18 protein-coding genes are annotated in these 20,035 nt (G+C 54.0%); 6 read left to right on the top strand and 12 right to left on the bottom strand.

The genetic code is table 11. The annotated features are described in order from the left end of the window. Positions 1-111 precede the first annotated feature (111 nt). The 6 genes from J3R80_RS13725 to J3R80_RS13700 form a co-directional block, all read right to left on the bottom strand. Complete coding sequence (locus J3R80_RS13725) at positions 112-309, bottom strand: hypothetical protein (protein WP_275394354.1); 198 nt, start codon at positions 307-309, stop codon at positions 112-114. Continuing rightward, positions 306-2,144: a TniQ family protein gene (locus J3R80_RS13720; RefSeq protein ID WP_275394353.1), complete on the bottom strand. Its 1,839-nt coding sequence runs from the start codon at positions 2,142-2,144 to the stop codon at positions 306-308. Before J3R80_RS13720 ends, J3R80_RS13725 begins: the two co-directional genes overlap by 4 nt. Then, positions 2,141-3,112 (bottom strand): TniB family NTP-binding protein, encoded by a 972-nt coding sequence (locus tag J3R80_RS13715; protein ID WP_275394351.1) that lies wholly within the window; start codon positions 3,110-3,112, stop codon positions 2,141-2,143. The genes J3R80_RS13720 and J3R80_RS13715 overlap by 4 nt, the downstream gene beginning before the upstream one ends. Next, positions 3,099-5,267 (bottom strand): Mu transposase C-terminal domain-containing protein, encoded by a 2,169-nt coding sequence (locus tag J3R80_RS13710; protein WP_275394350.1) that lies wholly within the window; start codon positions 5,265-5,267, stop codon positions 3,099-3,101. Before J3R80_RS13710 ends, J3R80_RS13715 begins: the two co-directional genes overlap by 14 nt. Continuing rightward, entirely contained in the window at positions 5,264-5,959 is a 696-nt protein-coding gene (locus tag J3R80_RS13705; RefSeq protein WP_275394349.1) for a hypothetical protein, read from the bottom strand. Before J3R80_RS13705 ends, J3R80_RS13710 begins: the two co-directional genes overlap by 4 nt. A 205-nt stretch (positions 5,960-6,164) precedes the next feature. Then, the gene (locus J3R80_RS13700; protein ID WP_191287208.1) at positions 6,165-6,392 is read right to left on the bottom strand and encodes a helix-turn-helix domain-containing protein; all 228 of its coding nucleotides are present in this window, start codon (positions 6,390-6,392) and stop codon (positions 6,165-6,167) included. A 198-nt stretch (positions 6,393-6,590) separates the two neighbouring features. Here J3R80_RS13700 and J3R80_RS13695 point away from each other — a divergent pair, with 198 nt between their 5' ends. Next, a complete protein-coding gene (locus J3R80_RS13695) occupies positions 6,591-7,265 on the top strand; it encodes a helix-turn-helix domain-containing protein (protein WP_275394348.1) in 675 nt (224 codons plus the stop codon). Between the two features lie 81 nt (positions 7,266-7,346). On the opposite strand, the gene J3R80_RS13690 is transcribed toward J3R80_RS13695, so the two are convergent. From J3R80_RS13690 to J3R80_RS13675, 4 genes are read right to left on the bottom strand one after another with little or no spacing between them, the layout of a single operon-like run. Next, positions 7,347-8,357, bottom strand: a complete 1,011-nt coding sequence (locus J3R80_RS13690; RefSeq protein ID WP_275394347.1) for a hypothetical protein — start codon at positions 8,355-8,357, stop codon at positions 7,347-7,349. After that, positions 8,350-8,919 (bottom strand): AAA family ATPase, encoded by a 570-nt coding sequence (locus tag J3R80_RS13685; RefSeq protein ID WP_275394346.1) that lies wholly within the window; start codon positions 8,917-8,919, stop codon positions 8,350-8,352. Before J3R80_RS13685 ends, J3R80_RS13690 begins: the two co-directional genes overlap by 8 nt. Beyond that, positions 8,916-10,457, bottom strand: coding sequence for a GNAT family N-acetyltransferase (locus J3R80_RS13680; protein WP_275394345.1), 1,542 nt, complete (start codon positions 10,455-10,457; stop codon positions 8,916-8,918). Before J3R80_RS13680 ends, J3R80_RS13685 begins: the two co-directional genes overlap by 4 nt. After that, positions 10,432-11,226, bottom strand: coding sequence for a helix-turn-helix domain-containing protein (locus tag J3R80_RS13675; protein WP_275394344.1), 795 nt, complete (start codon positions 11,224-11,226; stop codon positions 10,432-10,434). Before J3R80_RS13675 ends, J3R80_RS13680 begins: the two co-directional genes overlap by 26 nt. Positions 11,227-11,984: 758 nt before the next feature. Here J3R80_RS13675 and mobQ point away from each other — a divergent pair. The 5 genes from mobQ (at position 11,985) to J3R80_RS13650 (ending at position 17,698) form a co-directional block, all read left to right on the top strand. After that, positions 11,985-13,268, top strand: a complete 1,284-nt coding sequence (gene mobQ / locus J3R80_RS13670; protein ID WP_275394343.1) for a MobQ family relaxase — start codon at positions 11,985-11,987, stop codon at positions 13,266-13,268. Positions 13,269-13,421: 153 nt separating this feature from the next. Continuing rightward, complete coding sequence (locus tag J3R80_RS13665) at positions 13,422-15,125, top strand: hypothetical protein (RefSeq protein ID WP_275394342.1); 1,704 nt, start codon at positions 13,422-13,424, stop codon at positions 15,123-15,125. A 10-nt stretch (positions 15,126-15,135) separates the two neighbouring features. Next, positions 15,136-15,912, top strand: a complete 777-nt coding sequence (locus J3R80_RS13660) for a hypothetical protein (protein WP_275394341.1) — start codon at positions 15,136-15,138, stop codon at positions 15,910-15,912. A gap of 17 nt (positions 15,913-15,929) precedes the next feature. After that, positions 15,930-16,517 carry a Stk1 family PASTA domain-containing Ser/Thr kinase gene (locus J3R80_RS13655; protein ID WP_275394340.1) on the top strand — a complete coding sequence of 196 codons (588 nt, stop codon included), beginning with the start codon at positions 15,930-15,932 and terminating at the stop codon, positions 16,515-16,517. A gap of 623 nt (positions 16,518-17,140) precedes the next feature. Then, the gene (locus J3R80_RS13650) at positions 17,141-17,698 is read left to right on the top strand and encodes a hypothetical protein (RefSeq protein WP_275394339.1); all 558 of its coding nucleotides are present in this window, start codon (positions 17,141-17,143) and stop codon (positions 17,696-17,698) included. 37 nt (positions 17,699-17,735) lie between these two features. Here the strand turns inward: J3R80_RS13650 and J3R80_RS13645 are convergent, their stop codons facing one another. Together J3R80_RS13645 and J3R80_RS13640 are read right to left on the bottom strand one after the other, a co-directional pair. Next, positions 17,736-18,173 carry a hypothetical protein gene (locus J3R80_RS13645; RefSeq protein ID WP_275394338.1) on the bottom strand — a complete coding sequence of 146 codons (438 nt, stop codon included), beginning with the start codon at positions 18,171-18,173 and terminating at the stop codon, positions 17,736-17,738. 28 nt (positions 18,174-18,201) lie between these two features. Beyond that, positions 18,202-19,557, bottom strand: coding sequence for a tyrosinase family protein (locus tag J3R80_RS13640; RefSeq protein WP_275394337.1), 1,356 nt, complete (start codon positions 19,555-19,557; stop codon positions 18,202-18,204). Positions 19,558-20,035 lie beyond the last annotated feature (478 nt).

Here is a 20,035-nt window from a genome sequence, read left to right as displayed (position 1 = left end):
GCGACAGAAGACTCGAACGGCAGACTTTCGCAACCACTGGTTGATTGGTGGTGGCGTAGCGAACCATGAACTTCGTCTAAGGGGTGTTATGAAAACCGCCCTCTGGCTGTATCACTCCGCATCATCCGGCGCGGACCAATCCTCCAGCAGATCCTGCAATCCGGTCTTCTCCATCCGCCGGATTTCCACCACGCGGGCAAGTGCGTGGTCGATCTCGGACGCAACGCCCGTCGCGTAGGCGTCAGAGATCAGTGTCAGTTGCGCGGATATATCCCCGGCAAGGCGATCATCCCTCATTCTCTGTCTCATGCGTCTTCTCGCTCCTTGTGATGATGATGCGTTTGCAGCCCCTGCTCGCCGGGCAAGACGTCGTCACGCTTATACACCCGCACAAGCTTGCCACCGCAAGCCACCGGCCGGACGTCGTCCTGATCCAAGCGGCGGGCCAGGTGGATCGGGGCCACATTCCCGAGAGCCGCCAATTGGCCCAAGGTGACATAGGTCGCCTCGAAGCCTGCGATGCTGGCCCGGGAGATGTAGCTCTTTCGGTGATTGGTGTCTGGGTTGAGACGCTGGACCTGGCACAGGTATCCGTGATCTCGCAGATGGCGGATCGATCCCAAGCCGATTTTGAGATAGCTGGCCGTTTCCGGCAGCATCAGGTCCCGATCGAGTTGGAGAAGGCCTTTGCCACAAAACGCGTCCCAAGCCACCTCCATCGCTTGCAGCCCCGCCCCGTCGCCGCGACACAGTTTTCCGTCCAGATCGCCTTGGGCCCACAGATCAATCACCTGCTCCAAAGGCACCCCCTTGGCCCGGCAAAACGCCTTGAGTGGCACCACAGATTTTCCGGGCAGCCATTGCGGCAAGGCGTCGAGTTGGGCCAGCAGCGCCCTCACCTCGTCGTGCAGCAAGTAGCGCAAGGATGACGTGATCCTGACCGTCGACAGCACGTCGCGGTTCTGCAGGGCTTTAACCTGTTGGGGAAGGATCCCCAACTGCCCCGCCGCGTCCTTGAGATTGATGAGCGATCTCCAATAGGCCTTGGCCTGTGCAACCTCGTCCACATGCACGTCCGTCCGCTTGAGCGCCTCACCTTCCGGCACGCCCTGCATATGGCCGAGCAGGCGCTTGAGAAACACCGCACCAAAGCCCGAACGTTTGCGCGCATCCTCCATCGTGAGCCAGATCTCCTTGTCCGGCCTCTTCCCGAACACCTCCTTGTCCATCGGCGTCGGATAGGTGGCAAAGACATGTCGGCGCGTGACATCCGTCAGCTCATGCAGTGCCTCGTCGGCATAAACCTCGCGCAGCCAATGATAGAAAGGGCCCATATCCGCGCTGTAATAGGGCCGTTCAGATCGGCTCTGCGCGCGCAGTTTTTCCAACGCGCGGCGATAGGCATCGGGGCCCCCGGAAAGAGCCGCGAACCCCGTGTCGCACAAAGCACTCTGCTGTGCCGCAGGCATGTGTTGCAATGAGGCAGATACTTCCGCGTTGAGCCCTGCGCCCAAGGTGAAACTGGCGCGATGGATGTGGGTCAGATCCCAGGTGCGCAGCCAATCGTCTTGCGGCCCCTTCCAGATACGGCGCCTGACATAGGCCTCATAGCGGGTCCCGGCAATCGGCGTCTCACGGCAACGCGCACGGCGCAGCAGTTTCGCGTGCCGCAGCACCTGCCCCGCGAAATCATAGGTCGCATGTGAGTTTTTCGCAGGCGGCAAGGTGATGAGCGCGCATCCATGCGTGGGGCAGCGATAGAGCGCCAGCACCGACCATTCCAGCATCTGAACCACCCCCGCCGGTCCGCGCGCCTCAAGCGCGGATACGACGCAGCGCGGGCACAGGCGGGTCGCGGTCCGGCGAAACGCGCCGGTGGTCGAGAAAGCCTGCCCCACGCGGTAGCGGCCGATGTCGGATTTCGGGGCCGACCAGCGGGTCAGAGTTTCCAGGGGCGCCCCCGTGATCCAGGACAGTCGTTCGAGTTGATCGGGATGCGCCGAGCATAAGAATGGCCAGCGCATCCCCATATCGGTGCAGAAATCCCGGGGCGTGGTATGATGACGTTGCGCATTGCGGCTGACATAGCCATAGGGCGTCTCCCCCTCGATGAGGGGGAGCGCCAAGACAAGGGGCGCGTTCATTGCGGGTCCTCGTCATCATAGCGGCGATCAAAGATGCTTCGCGGATTGATCCGAACGAAATCCTCCGCAAGGAACGGGTTCAACGCATCCACCGCAGCGCTTCGATCATGGTACACATCGGCAAAACACCTGTGTGCGAGCGTTGCCCCCACACCGCCCTGCATCAATGCCTTGGCCACTGCCTGAACAGTAATCTCGACCATTAGGCCGAACTCGTAATCCGCAGCATGCATCAGGCGCTGCGCGAATTGCTCGGTCAGCAAACCGTCGGCGACCTCGATTTGGCCCCGTCGCGCATAGTTTTTGATGAGATCGAGGACCGGCGCGACGTGTTTGACGGCGTGCAAACGGTCAATCTCGACCGGGAAAAGCCTGCGCGCCAGCTGGGGGTCCTGGTTCACGATCCGCTTCAGGTCCGGCATACCGGTCAGGATCACCCCGGTCGGCCAATGCGAGTTCTCCATCAGGGATTTCAGCGTGTTGACCACGGATTGTCGCTCCTTGTCGGTCTGATAGCGCGCAAGGTCCTGTGCCTCATCAAGATGCAAAAAGAGCGTGCGCCGCAGCTTGAGCTGAACCTTCACCTGGTCCCAGATCACCGAGCCCTGCTTGTCGCCGGACAAGGGATAGCCAAGCGCGCGCAGCGTTGCTGAGCCCACGAATTTCATCGTCGCGGGGCTTGGCACCTGTAGGCTTATGAACTCGCAGTGTTCCTTGTCCGCATCGGTCGCGAGCATATGGGCGTTTTGCCGAACCAACTCACGGATGGCCGTGGTTTTCCCGCTGCCAGATTGCCCGACCAGAACGATGCCGCGCACGTTGCTTCTGACACCGTCCGCCATATCGGCGCGCCGTTGTTCAAGCAGGGACTGAAAATGCCCTTCGAGCTTTTTGTAGGCCGGTGTTGGCGCATAAGCGGCGCGGATATTCTGGATGATCTGCCGGATCTTGGGGTCACGCATCGTCATCGTCCTCCTCCTCGTCGCTGAATTTCCAGAATTCTTCGGGCGCCTCCTCGTCGCGCTGAAGCGGCTGGTCTTCTGGCTGGGACGCCGGGTCGTGTTTGATTTCATCGGAAAGCAAGCCGCCCAAAGTGCCTTCGCTCTCATCCTCTGTCGTCACCTGACGTTCGGGATCGAGCCCCAAAGACAGCCCCCAGAAGGTTTCCCGCTCGGCGCGTTTGATTTGATCGGTGGTCAGGGCAACAGGCCCCAGTTGCCGCATGGCACGTTGCTCGGCGTCGATCTCCTTGATGCGTTTGATCGCGCGATCAACAATGCCTTGGGTCAAGCCAGCAGCATTGCGGTTGGTCTGGCGCAGATCAAAGATCACCTGTTCCCAAGCGGCGAAGGACAGGCCTTCCAGATTGGGAATTTGGGCTTTCAAACTCGCCCATCCCGCGTCTTCACCCCCGTCGAACCAGACCGAGATGTGCCCCATGTCTTCCGGATCAATCCGCACATCGACCGTTTGAGGCCCAAACTTCAGGAAATGTTTGGCAAGCCGTTCCGAATGATAGTTCACGCCTCCCACCAAAACACCGTGCCGGCCTGTTTCACGGCTTAGCGCGACGCCGAGGATGTGGCGCAGCTTGTGGTTGCTGAGGGCAGGCGACCAACCGAACTTCCCGTTGAGGCGCTCCCAAACAATGTTCGGTGTCGCCCAATCAAGCGCTCGGTGTTCGCGGTTGTGATACCGATCAACGGAAAACCGTACCAAAAGCTCAACAATGCTTTCCGCCGTGTGAACGGCATAGTCCTGCGATGGATAGTCGCCCCGCTCCTGAGGATTTGAATGTGTCCGTCCTGTCAGAAAAGGCATGAGCTGTGTTGCCACCGAACGGAAGACCCGCTCAACGCGCCCCCGCAGCTTTGGAACACCTGCTGGAAGAACCGAGTAGTCAATACTCAGGTCCGACAGTGCTGCCTTGAACTCAGCGTTCACAAAAGCCGGGCCATTGTCGACGGTCACGTGATAGATATGGCCGTGTTGCCGCCAATCCGCCTCGCACCCAAGCCGACGGGCAAGGTCAGTCTTGTCCCGCATGGCCATCCACAGCACGGCCTTGGCCTCACCCGATGATGGCTTGCGCGACAGTTTCAGCCCCAGGATACTGCGGCTTGCCGTGTCAAAGGCCACGCAGACCCAATACCGACCTGTCTCGATCTCGCGCAGGCTGCCTGACGTGATGTCGATGTTGGCCGACTTGAGGATCGCCATCAGGTCGATCTCCCATTCATCCATTTCCACTCGGTGCAGCGGCGCCTCAACCTTCAGGCCACCTCCATGTGCGCCAAGCTTGTTTTTCGCAAAGGCAACGCCCTTGCGCGCGGCGAGAACTTCAAATCTGTCCAACTCATTGATCCGGCGCTCGATCGTGCTCTTCGAGACCTCCGCAAGCGGTGGATCGCCTGACAGCGCACGTGCCCGGTTTTTCTCCCGGACCTCTCCATTGACGGCATCCAGAACATGGCTGGGAAGAATTTGGTTCGGGTGCAGGTAGTCTTGAAGGTTGCGCTGGATAATCGCTTCAACCTCGGCACTCACGCGCTTTGCGTTCGACCCGTTGAAAATCGATTTCTTGACGAAGACCATCGGATCCTTGACGCCTTCCCAATCGCGCAACCACGCCATTGCCGATGTGCGGCACGGTGATCGTCGCAAGGAAACGCTATCAAACGCGGCTCCCGGATTGGCTCGTTTCAAGCCCAGTTTGAGCTTTTCGGTCACCCGTCCTTCCAGCTCGGGCAAGAATGCTGGCCATCGTTCGGCGGAACGGTTGAATTTCCCCTCCTGTTCCGCCTCAAGCATCGCTTCGCACCAGCATTCTTTCCAGAAGGCTTCCAGTTGCGACTTGGTCGACAGCCGCGACAGCAGCGATCGCCCGGCACGCGCGCGCCGCGCCACCTGACGGCTTTCGAAGTAACCGTATTCGATTGCATAGCCGCCCCCCGCGACAAGCTCGGACAACTCCTGATGCGTAAGCGAGAGCGGTTCCGCATGACCGTGCAGCGCTCGGATCTGCACGCATAGGTCATTCACTTTTTCGACGGTGTGGATATCGCCGCCCGCGATCACCGCGTCGCAAGGCGTGATACCAAGTCGGATGTTCATCTTGTTCATGGGGTTCCCTTTCGAGGTGAAATGATTGTGTTTGGTGTGATCCGCTCCTGCTTTTCCGCGTTGAAAACGCCCGCATAGATCGCGCGGAACACCGCCCTGAAAGCGCGCGCGCCAAGACCCGATTTCTCGATCAGCTGGTGGATTGGCATCTCACCGGCAAGCCTGCGTCCCAGATCGAGAACAACCTGATCCGCCTCATCATCCGGCGAGCGGCGAAAGAAGTTCAGAAGCTCGGCATTCTGGACCTCTACCCGGTGGCGTTGTCGCTCTGTGACCAGAACAACCTTGTCCGCAAAGCCCTGGGGCAAGTCCCGTTCGATTGCCCGAAGCGTTGCCCGGAAATTGAGCTTCTCCGCGCGCTCCATCGGCTTCACGGCGATGGCCACGCGGCTGCCGTTTCTGAACTCCGCCAGATAGTCGAAACGATGGGAGCGCAGCTTTCCATCGTGATCGACAAAAGAGACCGTTTCCGGCTGATCATGCAGATTCCAGATATCCGGCATTGCAAGGCACAGCAGGCAGGTCTCGCGTTCGCCCTGACTGGCACTGATAATCTGCCGCCAGTGCTCTTCTGCCGGCAGCTTGGCAAAGGTGAACCCACGAACGGTCAACTTGGACCGCGCAGGGAACATCAGCCCAGCCGTGGTCGGCCGCGGCGGACGATAGAAATCGTCGTCAAAGTAGTTGGTCATGATGTTTGCATCAGCCGCCAGGGAACCCGGCGCCGATGACACTCCTTGATGTTGAGACAAACGAGACCCGTCCGCAGAAACGCTCTGCGCGGTTGACGAGTCTCGGAATTTGGGTCATGAAGGGGGTGCAAAGGGCTCCAATCTTTTGCACCAAGGCCTTGTCGGAAGTTTTCAGCTTCCTTCGAGGTCTTTGTCTTTTATGGGATCACTGTTTTTTCCTCCCGTAACTGCGTTCCGGAAAGAGCGCTTCGGGTGTCGTTCCCAAAGCTTCCGCCAGAGCTCTTTCCACTCGTTGGGACCGCCGGTGCCCTTGGCTGACAGCGGTGACACTTCCCGGCGTTATGCCAAGAGCACGTGCGATCTGTGCAAACGAAAGCTGCCTCTGTCGCAATCGGAACTTTAGCAGTTCATGCTTTTCGAGATCCGCGTGCATTGCCCCATCAAACAGTTTTGATTTTGGGAAATCTGTTCTCCCGTTGTGGAAGGGTCAAGAAATTCTTGTTTGTGCGGGTGATTTACTCAACTTTGCTTGAGTAATAGTGCATCAAACTGAGAGTTAACGGAGTTTTCCCACCCCTGCATATCGCGACAGCCGGGAATCGAAGGATCACACCAGAGATAGAGCCAGCTCATGTGTCATCTTACTGAAGCAGAACAACGCCTCTTGTCTGAGGCAGAAGACAACTTGAGGCGTGCTCAAGCCGCCTATGACAAACTTGCTCCACTCCGGCTTAAGGAAACGTTCGATGTAACTTCTCCGCGAAAGCTGGCCCATCGTCAGAAAGGACGTACACTTGCCCCGGTTGAAAGCAATTCACAGCCGAAGGACGTGACGAAAAACCGCGAGACGCGAAAGTTTGAGCAACACAGTACAGCTCGACTTCGCGCCTTGATTTATGGCGAACCATCAAGACCCTCTCCATCGATGGAGCCCGCCGAATTGCTGGAACTCTATCAGAAAGTGGTCTCCATTGATTTGTTTGCAAGTCGGTTGGAGGTTACCCGGCAAACGGCCCTTTCCTTGCTGAAATCTGCAGGAAAGGATGTTGTCGAAGAGATTTCGCAGGAATGGCAAAATGGCAGTTCGCTACGAGATCTGAGCTCTAAACACGGCCCTCTACCCCAAACGATCTCCAGATGGATCAAGTCAACAGGACGCCAGATCAAACCTCGAAACTCTAACCCAAAATATGATCAAAGCCTAGTACTCAAACTAAGTGCGGAAAAATGGTCGATCAACAGAATTGCGACGCATATGGGGATTTCATGGGCGACGGTTAGGCGGACCATTGTTTCAAATATGTAAAGGGGCGGAAAGCTGTCGTTCTCTGCAGTTGAGAAGAATTGATTGGTGTTTCTCAAGAGCGGACTTTCAATAGTTGATCGCTTAGGGACCACCAGCACTACTGAACCACCATTGAACGACGCTTGCCGTTAAGCTTCCGACGATGCCCAGTAAAAGCGCGACCAAAACGTAGATGCCAATGATCATTGAGCTGGTCTTTCTCGTCTGTAGTTTCACGAATGCCGAAAAGCCTTGTAACGCATTTTGCCCATTGCCTTCGAACTCTTTCCGCCAGTGATAAACGACCATGCCGACTTCTAAGCCGTGTGGGACATAGTCCCTCCATATTTGGGTCTCGAGCAAACGGCTCTTGTGCCACTCGGCATGGGATGACGTAATCGACGACGCTACGGGAACCACAGCAAGGAATACAATACGAGAAACATCGGCAAGACCATGTGGTGCGGCATCTGCTGCCGCTTCGACTGATGTTGGAAGCGTGCGTGCCTCGTTTAGGCGACAGTCGATGTATTCTATCTCTTCAAAGCCGCTGGTCCAGGCCCTGTCTTTTGGTTTGATCGCGGTTACAAACGGACGTGCGACGTCCTTTGGCGGCAAGAGACGAAGACGGAAGTAACCAAACTCTGGGTTACCATCGCACTGTCTTGCAAGCGACTCCAATGCTATCGAGGTAATCGAGATCATAGTGCCCCCGTCCTTCTCTATGAGCTCGAGTTCGGAGGGGTCGATTGAACCGTTTTCAGGCGAGAAAAGATGGACGTGGCAGTATGTGTTGGCACCGGCCTTCAGCTCAACCGATTTGCCATTCGGCTTTTTTGTCGACGACAGAATCTCGTTGAAAATACCTTGGGCCAGCTCAGTCGACGCAAACTCGGGCCCAAGGTCTTCAATGTTTTCACGTTGCAACTTGAAGGGAACAAAAATTCGGATCGCCGACAAGGCCGACGGGTCGCTTGGCATCACGCCAATCTCAATGAAGTCGCGGCGTTTCGTGCCCGAAAAATGCCAAAGGTTGACGTGAAATTCCGTCTGGGCTTCTGCGTTGGCGGCTGCGCGTTCGCACCAGAATGCAATGGATTTGTTGTCAGACATCGGTTTCAGCCTCTTGCACCAAGCGCAACACTTTGGCCAGCGCCTCGTCATCGCCACCGTCTACAAAATGAATAGGTATGCTCAAGCTATGTGCGATGTTCTGCGCAGCCTCAATCGCAATCTCTTGCTGGTGGGCTAGAGAACTGACGCTCCGTTCTGGTCTTTCCCGCTTCGCATCGCGTTCACGGTTAAGGTGGATCCTTCGCGGATCATCTTTGATAAATACGATAAAATCAGGATCAATCTCGTCGAAAACGTCTGAGCCGACATGAGCCAACCCATCAGGTGTATCAATGACTACATGTGCATCAAGAATGACAAGGTTCCTATCAGGATCAAGGTGTCGTTTGAACGCTTCAAGCAGAGCAGCTTGGTTGTCGTCAATGCTGCGAGCGCGAAGGTGATCCTGAGACTTTTGTTGTTTCTCGGTCTGGAAGAGTGAGTCTCGGATCAGACTACTTGCAGAGAGAACCTGCATGGGAATGGCTGCGCCTACTTTTTCGAGTAGCCACGTCTTCCCAACTCCGGAAATGCCGGCAACAATCCCAACTTTAGGCGTCAAAGCGGGAACCCAAAGTTGCACCGCTTCAAGGCTTCGCGAAGTCGCTTGCCTCTTAACTCAACGATGGATTGTGGCGGGTGTCCGGAAAAGATCTCTGTATCTTGCAACTCGTCCAGTGAGATCGGCGGATCAATATAATCGACGAGCAGGTAATTGATGACCTTCACAGGATCATCGACTGTAGCTTGATAGTCCTCCAGTTCTTTTTCGCTGTAAACAGACCGTCCACCAGTCAGCTTCATAAGGTCTTTGGTTGACGTTGCGAGTGAGACATCATCAAGAATACCAACCGCCGTCAGTGCTTGCGACGGGTTTTCAATAGATTTGCCTTTGTAAAAGAAAAGGACTGATCCGGGCGCACCAAGGTTGGATGGCGCGCGGCAAAGGTAAACCTTTCGAATGGTGTTACCTGGACGTTTTGGACCGGAGGCATGACTGGTATCGCGAAACATGTCCGGCTGACGCGCATCGCGGAGGTCTGGATAAAGAACGTCGTGGTAGTCTTCTTTGATTGGAATGACAAAACCACGTACGCCCGCATCGGCAACGAAACGCGGATAGCTTTTTCGGTCCGTTTCGTAAACCGAGGTGCCATTGATACGGGTCAATTGTGTATTGGAGAACGAGCGTTCGAGAACAAGTTCGCCATCCGAACCCTTGGTTCCAGTCTTCTCGAACCCATAGAACTCTAACAGCGCGATTAGAGCATCTTGATCCGGGTAGGCCGTCAAATAAGCCAAATCATAATCGTTCTTTTGCGCGAACCACAGTACCTTCTTGAGCAGCAGCTCGCCCAGTTTGATTCCCCTTTTTTCTGGACTGACCTTGAAAGTACAGATTTTCAAGATCTTTTCCGCCTTGTGCGTTGCGTCGGTTTTGGCTCCAGTTTCGTCCTTACGGACAATCAGACCGGCAATCTCATCGTTATCGTAGACCACCCAGCATGGGCGCCGTTCTGCTACACATTTCGTCTTCCACCAGTCATTGAACTCAGGATACCCCTCACGAAGACTGTCGAAAAAACTGTCTGTAATAGGTATCGTGTGTGCAGAAACATCCGCCACGTGCCGGATGGGTACGGCGCGCGGTTCGTAGGTTGTTGTGAGGAGTTGAGCCGCATCGGCAATAAACAACACGCGGTTTGCGAGGTCTGGTGCGTGTTTTTGCGCCCGTTCGTGTAGCCCTTGATCCTCTGTGACAAGAAAGTCTGAGGCATTAATGGAGAGCGCATGCAGCAGGGTGGCATCGACCTCATCATTGTGTTTTCGGATTCTTCCGAAAGCTTGCTGGAGGTCGTCTTTGCTGACGCCCTTAACCTTTTCGAGGATCTGAAACTTGTCGACCTTGCTCAGTGAAATGGCGCGGCGCGCAACATCTTTGTCGCGATTGATATCATCGCGCGCAGCTTCGTGAACCAGAACATCAACTTTGTGCTTTGCCGCCAGCTGAGAAAACTTGGCGTAGGCGGGTTTGACGGTGTGATTGTCTTCAAGGCCGATGATGATGTTCGTATCAATGAGATACGACTGAGTGCTCATCTTTCAGCGCCTTTCTAAGATCGCGTTTCGCATACAAAAATGATTGGGGCGGCTCAAAGCCAAATCGTTCTCTTAGGTCAGTAAGTTCTACAGGTGTTTCGAACGGTCGGGCGTTTGCGAACTCCAGAGCAAAACCCTCATCGAGACCTTCAAAGTAGCGGTCGAATTCCGGCCGCTCGATAAATGCCACATCCGCGTAACGTCGCCAAATCTCTTCGATGGCCAATTTCTTGACAGACGAAATCTCCGCTACGCCAACCATCGCGCGCTCTGGAGATGTCGAGTAAATGTAAGCAACTGTGCCCTTCGGTGCAGACGCAGGGAACCTACGTCGGAGCTCAACAGTCTTCTCACCCGACATGATACGGCTACTAAATTTTGGCCGAATGCTAAGTACCACATCTCTGTGAGGCCGAAACGGCACTTCCGTGAAAATCGGAAGTACAAGTTGGTCTTCATGGTCAAGCTCAACGTCAAATGCCTCGCGCACGTGCAGACACAACGAACTACTGGCATCAAAGGCTGCGCTCACTTGAAGTGTTCCGCCAAGCGCTTCCACATACTTTTGGACTGTAGAGAGCTGCATGTCAGTGCGGCCCTTCTCGAACTTTGATACGGAAGCCTGTCCAACATTTAGCAGTTCGGCCATATCGGCTTGCGTCAAACCAGAGAGTCTCCGAATCTCTTTGAGTGCCTCACCTATCTTCGGCGATTGCTCATCCAGGCTCGATTCACAAACCTCTACGACTTTTCCCTGCAACTTGCCCATTCTGCTCACCTCTCTTTTTCCTCCAGCTTGTAGTAGAAACGAGTATGCCTTACAAGGAATATTCGGGAAAAGCGTCAAGATGTTGTGGGCATCTGCTAAAATGCCAGCACTCCTAGTTGGATTGTGCACAGCTTTGGCTGCTCAACGGCTGCAATGACGGGCCGCCCTGCAGCACTCGAGAGCCTCATCGGAAGGCAGCTTTGGGCCGGGGGGGTCATAGACCACTGGCAGTGCCACCCAGCAGTCGGTTCTGAGCCTCTCAGATACCATCCAGTGTAAACGTGGTGCGAAAAATCGCTGAGAGTGCACTTATGCAAACTCTTCACCTGCGGTTCCGAGCTTTGCGTGCGATCTCCTTGAGGCGGGGCCTCAGCCGATGGCGAACTCCGTCCGGCGCGCATCACGCCGGAATGGGAGCGGCCTTCGCCCTCCCAAACCCTCCTGAACCAACCTGCGCGGAATGACAGTCGCGGGCCTGTCTTTCCTCACCGGGTTTGCCTCCGGCAAACCGCCATTGATCTGCCCCCAAATCCCCAGCCACATGGGGGGCGGGATATGGGGACAGATCAATGGCAAGCCCGTGCCTCAGAGAGCCGTTGGCTCGCTTCGGACGGGCTGTCTTTTCCCCTCCGGCCCCAGCGTTGTGGGGCGCGGGCCGGAAGGAAAAAGACGGCTGACCCGGTGACCCATGTCGGGGCATGGGTCGGGGTCAGCAGCGCGCGTTATGGCCGTCTGCATCACCGGGCGAGGTAGAACGCATGGCCAGCTACCACCTTTCTGTGAAGACGATCAAACGCAGCGCCGGGCGCTCTGCCACGGCGGCGGCAGCCTATCGTGTCGGGGAACGCATTGAGTGCCAGCGAGAAGGTCGTGTCCATGATTACACCCGCAAGCAAGGCATCAAGGAGACCTTCATCGTCACCCCGGAAAATGCCCCGGCCTGGGCGCAGGACCGCTCGAAACTCTGGAACGAGGTTGAGGCCAGTGAGACTCGCCGCAACTCCGTCACTGCCCGCGAATGGGAGCTGGCTCTGCCGTCCGAGATCAGCGACGAAGACCGGTCCCAGATCACCCGCCAGTTTGCCAAGGAGTTGGTCAGCCGCTACGGCGTGGCCGTTGATGTGGCAATCCATGAGCCGCACCATGAGGGCGACCAACGTAACCATCACGCACACGTCCTGGCCTCCACCCGAAAGCTGGAACCGGAAGGATTCACGGCCAAGACTCGGGTTCTCGATGCCAAGCAGACCGGCGGTCCAGAAGTCGATCACATGCGCGAACTTTGGGCCGATTTGCAGAGCCGCGCCCTGGAACGGGCAGGGGTGGCCGAGCGTGTCGATCACCGGTCGCTTGAAGCACAACGGGAAGCGGCGCTGGAGCGAGGCGATCAACTCTCCGCCGAGGAGCTGGACCGCGATCCGGAGCTAAAGCTGGGGCCAGCGGCTAATTCTATGGAGCGCCGGGCCAAGGCGATGGCCGAGCGTCAGGGCCGCGAGTATGAGCCGGTCACGGAGCGCGGGGCCGTGGTCAACGCCGCTCGCCAGGCCCGTGTCGCCTTCCGTGAGATGCGCGAGCGCCTGGATATTGCGCGTGGGACCTATGAGGCCGAGCGTGAGGCGGGGCAGGGACGTGTCTCTGCGGGACTGGCCGCACTCAGGGCCGCGACTGCCAAAGATCGCGACCGCACCCCGGAGGATTTCCGGGAGCGGCTGGCGCGCGTTGTGGGCCGGTCACGGGACCAGGACGCCACGCCAAAGCCGGAAGGCCGCAATTATGCGCGTGAGCGGCTGAAGGAGATCATGGAGAAGGACGCCGGGCGTGATGGTCAGGCAGCGGTTCACAAGCTGGATGGTCACAGCGATTCGGAGCTTGGCGAAGACACCGGGCGCGAGGAACGCAAGCCGTCAGTGAACGAGCGGCTGAAGGACGTGCTGAACAAGCCGCGTGAGAAGCTGGAGATCGAAGAGGAGCGCGACCAGGAAAAGGATCAGGAGGTCGAGAAGGACCACGATATCGACCGGGGGCCGACGCATGGGCTTTAGCCTCATTTCTCGGCGAAAGGTCCAACAAGTAAAGAAACCGCAATCAAGCTCAACTCCCGCACGATTGACACAATATGGGTTGGAAGACTAGCGTGATAGAGATGCCGCGTTTAACAACGCTGGCTGGGGGATTTAAGATAGATTGGTTCAAGCATGAAATTTCGGGTGTTAGCTGCATTCTCGATGATAATCATTCCGTCAATCGCGTCATCTCAAGGAAACAATATTGTTTGGATAGAGTACCCTGAATCTGGGGTTGTTCTAGGGCAGGGATATAACATGCTGGAGCATGAGCCAACGTATGGAACATGTGTTGACTTTGTTCCAGTCCAGGACCCTTCGCAAGAGATATCCTATAAGTTTGAAGAAGTATCTTCGACTACCGACATCAAAAATAAACTAGACATAAGCGCTTCCGGTAGCATGAAGATGGCCATCCTAAAAGCGACTGCACATCTGAATTTTCTAGCGGATGAAAAGTTCAGGCTGGATACAAAAAAGTTCTTTCTCCGAGCAACCGTTACAAACTCAGCATTGTTTACCGCGCCGTCGGTGAGTTTCAAAAAAGGAGCGACAGTACTGGGCAAGGAGGAGATTGAGGCCAATTTTTTGGCGGAAAACCGCGTTGGTGCAATAGAAATTCCTGGGGCAGGGGATCAGTTTAACGTTTCGAAATGTGGACATGGATTTGTTGCCGCAATAATCAGTGGCGCTAGCTTAGACTCGTTCCTGACTTGGAGTAAGAGCGATGCCGAAAGCCTTGCGAAGATCACTGGTGGCTTAGAAGCCAATATTGGTGGGATTTTTACCGTAAAAGGCAGTCTTGAGTCTCGGCAAGAAGCACACAATATCCAAGAGAATACGAGCATCTCTGTGTTCAAGAGTGGTGGTGCAGGAGGCAGCATCGCATACAATCTGGATTCCCTAAAGCAATCACTGAGCAATCTTACACAGGAAGCAACCACCGTACCCAAGCCTATACGCATTGGCGTACTGCCCTATTCGGCACTGAACCAAGCACCACCTGGCCATGACGCCAATGCCTTGATATTCCAAGATGCTGTAGCGGCCTATTTTCTAGCCAAAGATGTTTTTGACAACACTTCTGCCGTGATCGAGGAATATTTCAACTTCTCAAATATAGCGAAGCCAGCAGATGCCAACATTAAGAGAAGAGAAGCGTTAGTCGTTTTCGATATCAAAGATTATGTCAGCCTAAATCAAAGGGCTATGAATACCGCTAACGAATTATCAAACTTCCTCTCTCTCTGTAAGGACGCATTAACCGAAGAAATCAATGAGCTCCCTGAGAGTCCAGAAGAAGGTGAAGAAGCCGCAGAAGGAATTTTGAACAACCTGTTGACGGGCAGTGCGCCTCGATATTCGGCAGAGGTAAATCCCTCCGACGTCGATAGCGTAGCACAACGCCGGGATGTTTTGATTGCCAAAGTGCAGGGCCTGAATCCAGCACTTCTGGCAACTGCGGACGTTCTGGAGGAGTGCGCTGTCACGGAAGGTTCGAATTTTGAAACTCTCATATCTAGCAGTATTTCGCTTACGGCCGAGAATATTTCGAAGCAACCGATCTATTGGAATGAGTTAGCGAACCGCTTCAAACAAGATATAGTAGATATCAAGGCTCAGCATATTGGGGGGGATACGAGCAAGATCGTATCGGAGAGCGCCTTGGTTTTGAAAGAGTTCGTAGAAGTTTTCAGGTCTACGCAAAGGCTTCGAGATATATGCAGCCAATCCTTTGCTCATCCAATCTGCTCGGTAAACGCAGAAAGTTTTGTTGCTCAAGCAATGCCGGAAATCTCACAAGCCTCTCTAAACACCGCGACAATCCCGAACTGAGGTGAAGGAGATGAGACAAACCTTGGTTGAGATGTGCAAACATCGCGTTGGTTCCTTTACTTTGCGGGGCTGGCTTACACTTGCTTTCTTTGTCGCTTCTTTGATTGTTAGCTCAACTGCGCACGGGCAAGACAGCGAAGAGAAACCTGTCGAAAAGACCTATTTGCCGACTGCTGAAGTGACATGCAAAATTGGATCGAAGGAGCGTGTGGAGATGTCTGCAACGCAAGCAGCTGGCGGCGAGCTGCTAACTGTGATCCTGTCGAATTGTCGCTATTCAGATTCTTCTTCTTCGGGGACACGAGTATCAGTCGATATGGAGGTTCGTCTGAACCGAGCCGCGGACATTTCGTTGTGTTCGAGTTTTTCAACGGCATTTCTATTCAGATTAAGTTCGACTACCCCTGATTTAGATTGGGATGGAAAAATTTTTCGAACGGACGAATTGCCAATTAAGAACCTCAACCAAGACGTATCGGACTTAAGCAACTTCTTTATCTATGCAGGGAAAGCGCCGGGCACGAGCTTAGGGGAAGCACTGTTTCCGAAGGGGGCGATCCCGGATTTCAGAGAATACTTCTGGGGGAAAGTTGTGGTTTTGAAAGAGGACTCCCAGGGTGCGTTGGGTGGCGCCATCTTTGAACATCTTCCGATCTCGGTCGATGTGGCCGACAAAAAGTTTCCAATCGAGCTGAGACTAGACGTATTCCAACCTAAAGGCTGGTGTGTTGTGCCTGAAGGTGCGCCAGCGCCTGCAGTGCGCGATCTCGTATTTTCGGAGAAGTAGATCGAAGGAGGCTATTTGTGAACATCTCGCTGCCGGTGGCTTGCCTGAGTTTAGCATCACTCTTGATTGCTGCTTTGTGCTCCGCAGCTATCGCTCAAACAACTGAAATGCCTAGAGTATTAGATGACACTGAAGAAGTTGCGCGTTTGAAACTCAGGAATGCAGGAATAGAATTTGAGATAGAATACTTTAACGACTGTCCGCGAACCAAGGGAATTATTACTTGGCAAAGCGAAGAACCGGGGGCGGAACTAGCGGTTGGGTCAGAGGTGATTTTGCGTGCCAACTCTGAAAAAGCACTGGTTGTTCCTGACCCAGGCAATATGAACCATGAGGCATTCTTGGATCATCTTTTGAGCATTGGCTTTGCTAACGCAAAGTTAGCTCAAACTACCACCTTTCAGAAAGGTTGTTTTTCGCCAGGCACATGGAAGACGTACTTTGATGGACCGTCTCCAGACGTTGGTTCTACCGTTTGTCCCAAGGACGCTGTGGAGGTCAAGGTGCGAAAAATCGAAACGGGAACAGGAGAATGTCTCGGAATTGTTGTGAAAGGCGGACTATGTGTATGTAACATCGGAGAGAACTTTGACTTTGGAGAATAGGCATGGATTAAGTGCCCTGATGCGCTGGGTAGATATTTGCATTGAATGGATAATTCTCGGGTCTAAGAGATCAAATGTGTTTGTGTTTCTATTGATGCTTTGTTGGAATCCTACTTCATCATGGGCTGAGCAAGTCACGATTCCAAATGTTATTGGCAGCACAAGAGAGCAGGCAAGGCTCAGCTTGAAGAACTCTGGCTTGCTCTATGAAATTGAGGATTTTCAAGGATGCCCAAAGCAACGAGGCACTGTCACATTTCAGAATCCTGAAGCGGGAACGGTGGTGGATTTACCCTATGAAGTATTTATGAGAACGAATACGCTCGAGCTATTAGAGGTCCCTCAAGTTGGAAATCGAAGTCACACGCAGTATGCAAGTTTTTTGCGTGATCAAGGGATAAATTCTCAGGTAGAGTCGCAGTACATACCCATACGCGGACCGTGCCCACTTATCAGAGAAACCGTTGAAAGATTTGTTGGAACCCGGCCCGAGCCTGGTGCTTTCATTTGCCAAAACGAGAGTCTCACGATTCTTGTGGAAAGGCGCGAGTTCGGTGATGCTTGTCATGGCAGGCAGACTCGAAACGGGTGCATTTGCTTCTAAGAGTTGCCAGGGGAATCGCATGGAATCGAAAGTACTGTCCTCTAGCGAGATCGAAGAACGCCGTAGGGACTTTGGTATGGAGTCAGCGGTTGGGCTTGTCCTTGTAGCGCGCAGCCCGGTCAAGGACAAACTCAGGTACGATACTTCAAAAACCAACGCTTACCTCACCGAGTATTGTGGGGTGAAGGATAATGACTGTCCGGATAGCGCCTTTGATCTCGATTGCACGCATTTTGTTTGTCACGCGCTCAACAAGACTGGCGTTTTTGTTCAACTGCCGTCTACAAGTTGTGACAGCGGATTGTGTATCCGTGTAAATGATTTGGCTGAGTCGTTCCTTGCTTCCACGAAGCGGTACAGCAATGTGTCGGTTGTAGATAGCCATTCGAAAACCCGAAGCGGCGACTTTTGCTTTATCCCTGGCTGGTTTGGCCTGTCCAAGAACCATGTAATGGTTTTGTCGGATACAGCTTCATCAACGGGAGCAAAAGTTTATGGTCATACAAACGAACGATGCGGTGAATTTGCTGAGTTTGAGGGTGAGGACTGCATTTACTATAGAATTGAGGATACATAACAAGGGCTATCAGTGCCGGTTCCCTCAGCTATCGCAATCATGGCTCTGCTCTCCCAAGGGTCACCCTGTTGATGGTCAAAATTTCCTGCGATGCGGTAGTATTGTCCCCAGCGTGAGCCTCAAGGCGCACTGAGAACTCTCCGGTTCTGATCCTCTCGAGAATGTTTTGGCGAGATTGATCATCTCCAGGCAACTCAAATGCAAAGGATAATTCACCTTGCTGACCAGGTAAGATGGCAAAGTTGCCAAGCCGTATCCGAGAATCGTTTGATTGATCTGTGAGCTCAACATCTACTGACACAAACGGCGGCTCAACGTTTGCGCGCCCGGTGGCATCAATAAAAATCACTTCAGGGAACGCCGTGGCTTCATCAACGAATGTGATTGGCGATGATACTACACCGCCAACCTGAAGAGAGTCGATGACATCCTCTGAACGCTCGCATGCAACGATTTGGCTGGACCAGGCCGCCATAAAAACCGTGGCAAGTAACAGTAAGAGGCTAGATCGCAGCGATTTCAATCTCACCAATTTCTATGGCTCCATCGTAAACTTGCCCGTCATACGTGAGAGGCACCAGTTGCACATTGAATTGATCGCTATCCAGTTCATTTTCAAGCGCTAGTCGCCTGATCGTGTTCGTAAGGTCAATGGCAAATGATAGATCGCCATGGCTTGAATGCTCAGAATCTACGAAGAAGGTGAAGCTACCCGCGTAATGCGGATCGTCCACTGGAGTCACCGGTGTAAGGTATGGGCAGTTTAGGAAAACGCGGACCCCAATGCCCAGTTCATCTGGAGGAGTGACCCCGTTAACGAATGCGACAATGCGTTGAGTTCTTTCCTGGCTAAATGCAACCTCTTGGCTTAGTGCCATAAACTCTTCTGTGGCCAACTGGGGGAAGTCAGTCGCGGCAGCAATCGATGCCTGTTGGGCGAAGGTTTGCTGCAATAGTGTACGAGGTTGCGGGGAGAGTACATTCTGGCTCGCGGCGCCGATGTTAACCACACCTAGCCCAGTATCGTATACGAATCCCAAGTTTTCGGGGACTTCCGTATCGGACACTGTAACATCCGCAGAAGCCGACCCATCGGCTAGAGGGAAGTTTTGGACGAAAACGAAGTCTCTCCAATTGACATCTGCTTCGTTAGGATTGCCCGCTTTGTTCCAAAAGTCCCACAATCTATCGAGATTACAATGGTGCAGGTAAAAAATAGGGTCGTTTGGAGAAACAGAAGGGTTTCCCATATCTCCCCCGACTCCACCGTGAGCGTAGTCATGAGGTTCGCGTTCGAGCTTAGCACCGGTTCCCCGACGCCGTTGCCAGCTTGGGTCAGTATCGTTTTGACCGGCGTTCTTGAAGCTGCCGAACAACTGAAAAGTGTCGGCAGATAAAATATCGTCAATGTTCCCCTGTCCGAATATCTGTTCAGCATCAACACCAAAAGGCATTAGAACCGTCGTTAGAGTGTCGTTCGGCCCCATTCTACGCCCACTATGAAACAGAGGATTTTCAACGCCTTGGTGTTGTTCTTGGACAAATTGTGGGGGAAGCTGACGATATGAGGTCCAATCCCAGTATGGCACAGCAAAATCGGGTTCTCCGAGTAGTTCGGCACCGATTGACTCCAGCGCTACTAAGTAAGCTCGATGCCACGGCAGGAAGTACCAATTATGATGAGGGCAAAAATCTCGATGAATGCGGGATAGGCTGCCCCACGATCTGATATCACTATCTGGAAGGGCCTTCATTGCTCTGACCGCTTCGCGATACATTTCAACTGCATCGGCGGCTGAAGGATCGGTCGCGCTCCTGCGCACCTTTAGGGGCGAACGTCCTAAGACCTGTGCGGCCACGGAACTTGCACTGAGTGTATGCGTTGCGCTCAAAGTGCTACTAACTACGAGCGATTTTACGAAACAACGTCTACTAAGCGATGAAATTCTCATATTAGGAATGCCTCAAAAATTGGGTCTAATTCTTTAAAGGTAACATGTTTCGCTCAAGCTGCATATGCACCGGGCGACGTCGCCGACAGCGAAACACTCCTGATCTCGACAAAAAAGATGCCGCCACAATCTATCTGTCTATCTGTCAAAAACGGCCGTTCTTGTCCAAGCCCCTTGCCCCGCCCGAGATCAACCGCTTAGTCAGGACAAAAACCCCCGGCAAAACCATTACGGTTTTGCCAGGTTTTTGTCTCGGTTAAGGAGGGGCGGACACAACCTTTTATCAATGTCCGCTTCCGAGAAGCTGCGATGCAGCATTGAATCGCACTCTCAGCGTCCGGTATGGGCCGTCCTCGTGAGTTTTCGCGCGGCTATCGGCTCCACC

The sequence above is a fragment of the Aliiroseovarius sp. Z3 genome, from assembly GCF_029105185.1.
In the GTDB taxonomy this organism is placed as follows: Bacteria; Pseudomonadota; Alphaproteobacteria; order Rhodobacterales; family Rhodobacteraceae; genus Aliiroseovarius.
Note: the sequence above shows the minus strand (reverse complement) of the source record. Positions and strands in the feature narration are given on the sequence as shown.